Annotated in this window: 6 protein-coding genes; 1 reads left to right on the forward strand and 5 read right to left on the reverse strand. The window is 48.9% G+C overall.

What is annotated here, in order from left to right; all coding sequences use genetic code 11:
* Window positions 1–531: hypothetical protein (locus B7X71_RS11615; RefSeq protein WP_293600804.1), on the reverse strand; the 531-nt coding region annotated here is incomplete at its 3' end.
* A 45-nt stretch (window positions 532–576) separates the two neighbouring features.
* Complete coding sequence (locus B7X71_RS11620; RefSeq protein ID WP_293600805.1) at window positions 577–1173, reverse strand: recombinase family protein; 597 nt, start codon at window positions 1171–1173, stop codon at window positions 577–579.
* Between the two features lie 52 nt (window positions 1174–1225).
* Between B7X71_RS11620 and B7X71_RS11625 the strand changes: the two genes are divergently transcribed.
* On the forward strand, window positions 1226–1471 hold the full coding sequence (locus B7X71_RS11625; protein WP_293600806.1) for a hypothetical protein: 246 nt from the start codon (window positions 1226–1228) through the stop codon (window positions 1469–1471).
* A 71-nt stretch (window positions 1472–1542) separates the two neighbouring features.
* Here B7X71_RS11625 and B7X71_RS11630 read toward each other — a convergent pair whose 3' ends face one another.
* The 3 genes from B7X71_RS11630 to B7X71_RS11640 all read right to left on the reverse strand — a co-directional run.
* Window positions 1543–2448 carry a restriction endonuclease gene (locus tag B7X71_RS11630; protein ID WP_363926999.1) on the reverse strand — a complete coding sequence of 302 codons (906 nt, stop codon included), beginning with the start codon at window positions 2446–2448 and terminating at the stop codon, window positions 1543–1545.
* Window positions 2430–4199, reverse strand: coding sequence for an ATP-binding protein (locus tag B7X71_RS11635; protein WP_293600807.1), 1770 nt, complete (start codon window positions 4197–4199; stop codon window positions 2430–2432). The genes B7X71_RS11630 and B7X71_RS11635 overlap by 19 nt, the downstream gene beginning before the upstream one ends.
* On the reverse strand, window positions 4196–4971 hold a 776-nt coding region (locus tag B7X71_RS11640), incomplete at its 5' end, for a hypothetical protein (protein ID WP_293600808.1). The genes B7X71_RS11640 and B7X71_RS11635, both read right to left, overlap by 4 nt.

Below are 4971 nucleotides of genomic sequence, written 5' to 3' on the forward strand. Positions count from 1 at the left end.
CTTTGTCTGAATCGAACGCAACGCATCCAGAAGCTTTAAATACTTAAGAAAAACTTTACTGTGTGAGTCGAGCTTCTGTTGAGTGCTTCGGAAGGTGAAGGAGCTACTGTAGTTCAAAGCACGCGAAATAAGTGACCTAGTAGCGCGATTAATTTGCAACTCAAGGCCCATCCCATTGACCGCCCCATTTGAGACGTCGAAAACAATTGCAACTTGACCTGGCTTCAGAGAAAGCCGGACTTTTCGCTCAGCCTCCAAGTTTTCAGCATTCGAGTGAACTGATATTGCCCCTGCGACGAACTTTGGGGCGCGAACACTCGGGCAGGACCGAATGCTCGAAAACCGTTCCGAATAGTGCTTATATGTTTTAAGACCAAACCGATCTGCAACATTCTGCCGGGCAACGCCATCGCATGTTCCTGCGGCGTCACACTCCATTTGGAATTCGGCGTTGCGGATTAGGAATTCCCAAGCCCACCGCCGAGGCTTCCAGCTTTCCCAATTTTTGTACCGGGCCTCATCAATCACCATCGAACTCCTCCCTGATTACCAAGCGATTTCTGTGTCAAGGACGTGTCAAGCATTCAGATAAACGTAAACACTTGCTCTTGAGATTCCTAGGGTCTCTGCGATTTCTACCTTGGAAATGCCGTCAGCAACCATTTGCTGCAGTTTCTCGACCGCTGCTTTGTCTAAGGCCGGCTTTCTCCCCTTGTATAGCTTCTTGCTTTTCGCGATCGCTATGCCTTCGCGCTGCCGCTCCTTGATAAGTGCGCGCTCAAATTGACTGACTGCACCCAGCAATTGCAGCATAAGTGTGGAATACGCCGTTTTGTGGGCATCTGCTCCGGTTGCAGGGGGCTCAAAAGTCAAGTTTTCCTTGGTGAAGGTAACGCTGATCCCCTTTCCAGTCATCAACTCCACCACTTCTTGCAAGTCGCGCAGTGAGCGCGAAAGCCTATCCATGCTATGCACATAGATATGGTCGCCTTCGCGCACAAACTCGAACATTGCTTGAAGTTGGGGCCGATTGGTGTCTTTGCCGCTGGCCTTATCGGTAAAGGTTTTATCCAGGACAAAGCTCTCAAGTTGGCGTGCATCGTTCTGATCCGCACTGCTGACGCGAACATAACCAATACGTTTGCCGCTGGTGGCGGTTTTCGCTGTACTCATTTAAAGCTCCATATTCAAATAGTTGATGTCTATTTGAATTCTAAGAGTCATTATGGAATATGTCAATAAATCGCCAATTGGACTCTATATAGACACTATTCGAGTATGCGGAAACAGTCTATTTAGCGTGTACTCCAGATGGAGTTCCATCTCCCACATGGCTTTGGCAGTCGGAAGTCGGGAAAGCCGCTCTAAAGCCGTTAAAACACCGCTGGCAGTGCCAAAAACAGCCACTGCTAGTGTCTCTAGCGCCGTCAACTCGGCGCGCCGTGCGCGGTTCTTGCGCATGAAACCGTGAATTGCTCGGAAGCGGGATTCCAACCGCTTCCGACTAGCGTTGGTAGCTCGTTAAGCGGAATGTCGTTCAAGCTATGACAACTGCCGGACACCGCGACAAGTCGGGAATTTTGAGCAACCCCAAAATTCACCACCAGCATTTCTACCATTGCGCGCCGTGCGCTTGACCATTTCCGCACTGCATTGCGGACACGCGGGTTCAATCGCCGCTATTTGTTGTGCTATCTGCGGTCTGCTAGTTGGCTTCTGATTGGTAGCTGTCAGTGACTGCCTTGTCTGCTTGATCATGGCAAAAAGCTTTGGGCCGTCCACCAACTGAACATTACGGCCATCAGCAAATGCCTTGGCATCGTCGGTAAAGCGTCCGGAAGTGACCACAAAACCGCCGGTAGCACCTTTGGCAGCCATCACGCCATACAGTTCTCGCACAACGCCCACGCCGACCTTGAATGCTTTCCATTGCTTGCACTGAACAAGAAATTTCTCGTTGCCTTTGGTCATGACCAAATCAATGCCGCCGTCAGGCCCACCACCATTTTCCGTTACGCGGTAGCCCTGCAATCTGAACGCTTCTCCCACCAGCAACTCAAATTCACGCCAGGACATGCCATCAAGCGCATTGGAACTTTGGGCTTGCGCCAAGTCTGTGACCAACGCAGTACGCTGCTTACGTCGAAAAAATGACATTGCAGCGCCCGCCAAACCGATAAGCGGAATCAGATATTGCCCAATTGAAGCAAAGCCTGTGAATACCGTCTGAGTGATCAGGCTACCGACTTGTCCTGGTTGAACAGCCGCTACCTGAACTGGAACGGCCATGCGGTGGAGAACCACATAGCCAATAGCTGCAATAGCAACACCTGCCCACCATGGCAGTAAGGACACCAAATCGAGCATGTCCTCCAAAGGACTCTTTTTACGTTTTCTAGCCATCAAACTCTCTCTGCATATTTTATTTTCTAGTCTTCGTGGACCCAAAGCTCTTCCAGATTGACGTCATCACTGCTCGGGCGATGCTCTTTGAGGAGAGGATCTATCTTCAGGATCATAGGTAGGTCAAATGCTGTTCCAGTGACGACACAGCAGCCCTTGGCGAGGGTGGGTATCAGAGCCTTAGAGGACGAGTCAAGGGTACTGATGGTGTTGTCCAGTAGCATGAGGTCGCGCTCGTTGACTAAGCGATGGATGAAGAAGTTGTGGATTTGTGAAACGATAGTTGGCGAGATATCCGCAGGACGCTGACTTGAGAGGGTAAGGTAGACCCCATACTTTCTTCCCTCCTTGATGATTTCCTCAAACAGTTCCAGCCTGTAGTCTTTCCAAATTTCATGCTCGCGCTTGGACTGCTCAGACAGGATGTTGTGAGCTTCGTCAATGATGAGATGAAGTGTACGAGTGGGTGGGCTCTTCAGGTTTTCTGAGTCTTTGTGGTTGATGTAGAAGTTCTTTGCGATGAGAAGAGGTAGAATTTTTTTGATTTCGTTCTTGCACTTCTTGAGGGAGATGACATGCAAGAGGTTCGGGGGCGGTGGAACATCCACAATCTCAAGCACGTTGCGAAGACCGGATATGGATGATTTAGCTCTTGAAAGCACCGGCTGAATATGTTCGTACTGGGCGTAGCCTAGAACGACATCTGAACAGAGTTGGAGGTAGCACCTCAGGATGAGTTCTGTGAACTGATCCATGCCGTTCAGATCAATTTTTCCAAGCAGGGGCTTTAGATACGCTTCAAACCCAGTGCCATCTGAGTTGTAGTAATTGTCGCCAGCATCCCTAAAGTATTTGCTCTTCGCGTTGTATGTGATGCCCCTCAAGTGATCCTGCAACGGTTCACACTCCAGAATTCTCGCGATCTCTCGGCCCAGCTCCAAGGCATCGGGTTTTGGTTCGCTAGCACTGAAAGCTTTTTCAAATGTTTTTTCAATGTATCGTTCAAGCGGGACATCTTTGAATCGCTCTTTGCCACTGAGAACCCGTCTCAGAAACGGCTGCTGGGTGTTGGTTGTGGCCTGAAACAGAAGGCTGAGTGTTTCGGCGTCCCAGAAGTGCGTCGCTTCAATTTTGAATTTGTCACCTGAATTTTTGTGATCCAGGATGGTTATCTTCTTGTCCTTGGCCGGAAGAATCTGACCTTCAGTGTATTCGCCGTTGAAGTCAATAATGACGAACTGGCTCTTGAACTTAAGTGCCTCCAACTTCTCGTTGAACAACGTTGTGTAGAGCTTTGCCAAGGTGTTGGACTTGCCGCTTCCGGTATTACCAAAGATTCCGAGGTGGCCGTTGAAAATCCGTGTCCATGGCAAGTTGATGGGTACGTTCTCTTTTAGCATAGAGCCGATGGAGAATTTGATCTTTCCTTCGGTGCCATAGATCTTGCCAATCATGGGCTCACTGAGAAGTGATGCCTTGTCCCTGATCATGGGCATGAACTTCACGCCTTCAAAGAACTTGTCATCCACGATATATCCGATGGGACGCACGTCAACCTTGCGGACATAGAGTGTCTTCTCAACATCGGCATCAAGTTTGCGCTCGTCAAGATATTCGCCTTCAACAAGGCAGACAATATCAATGAATCCGCGCTGGATCGAGATGTGCTCACGGAGTGATACACCTCTGTACTTCACTCCATCGTAAAAAATGGTTTCCTGGCTGGAATCTTCAAATATGCGAAGTGATATGCGTATCCCAGAAACCGCAATGACTTCGCCTACGACTATGGTCATAGCTTGTCGCCGATATCGGAAGGTACGTACTTCTCAGGCTTAAGGGAGAAGATGTATTTGTTGAAGTTTGTGAAATCTAGCTTTTCGTCGTCAGGGGGCCCAATGACGGTGACATTTTTCCAAAGCTTGAATTCTTCGCTCATTGCCGCCGCGCCTTTTTGGCTGTAGCAACAAATGAATGTCTGAAGCTGTGGATTGGAAAGTGATCGCTGGACAAGCTTCAGGATGTGCTCGTCGGCAAACGAGAATCCGAAGGTAATGAGGATGGAGTTCGGTTTCTCAAGCTCATAGCTCAAGAGCCTGAGCATCTGGTAATAGTGCTCTTCAAATACCGTTTCGTGAAACTTCCACTTTGTGGGGTTCACGATGGGGAGCTTGTTGTACTCTGTCCAGAACCTGTCAATTTGTTGGCGGGTGAACGCTACATCAGGTATGTTGGTAGTCGTTCCGTCTTTATTGCCAAGATAGGTTGAGAATTTCTTTATCTTACTAATGGCGCTAGGATTGAGCAGGTTCTTGGAGTCATTTGTGTAATTGACTTCAATCTTCTCGCCACTTTTTGACCAATAGACAGAACCATGAAGGTGGATGATGTTGAGTTGGGGAATGCCATAGTTGATGCGCTCAAAGACTCCAGTCTGGCATTGGAAGGTGTTGAAGTTCTTGGCGTGCAAGTGCTTTCTGTGAAAGCCTGAAGTGCCATCATTGACTACGAAGTCATGTGATCCCTTCATGAGAATGTTGTCAGCACCGTGTGCCAAGCACCCGTCAT

The sequence above is a fragment of the Polynucleobacter sp. 39-46-10 genome, from assembly GCF_002282275.1.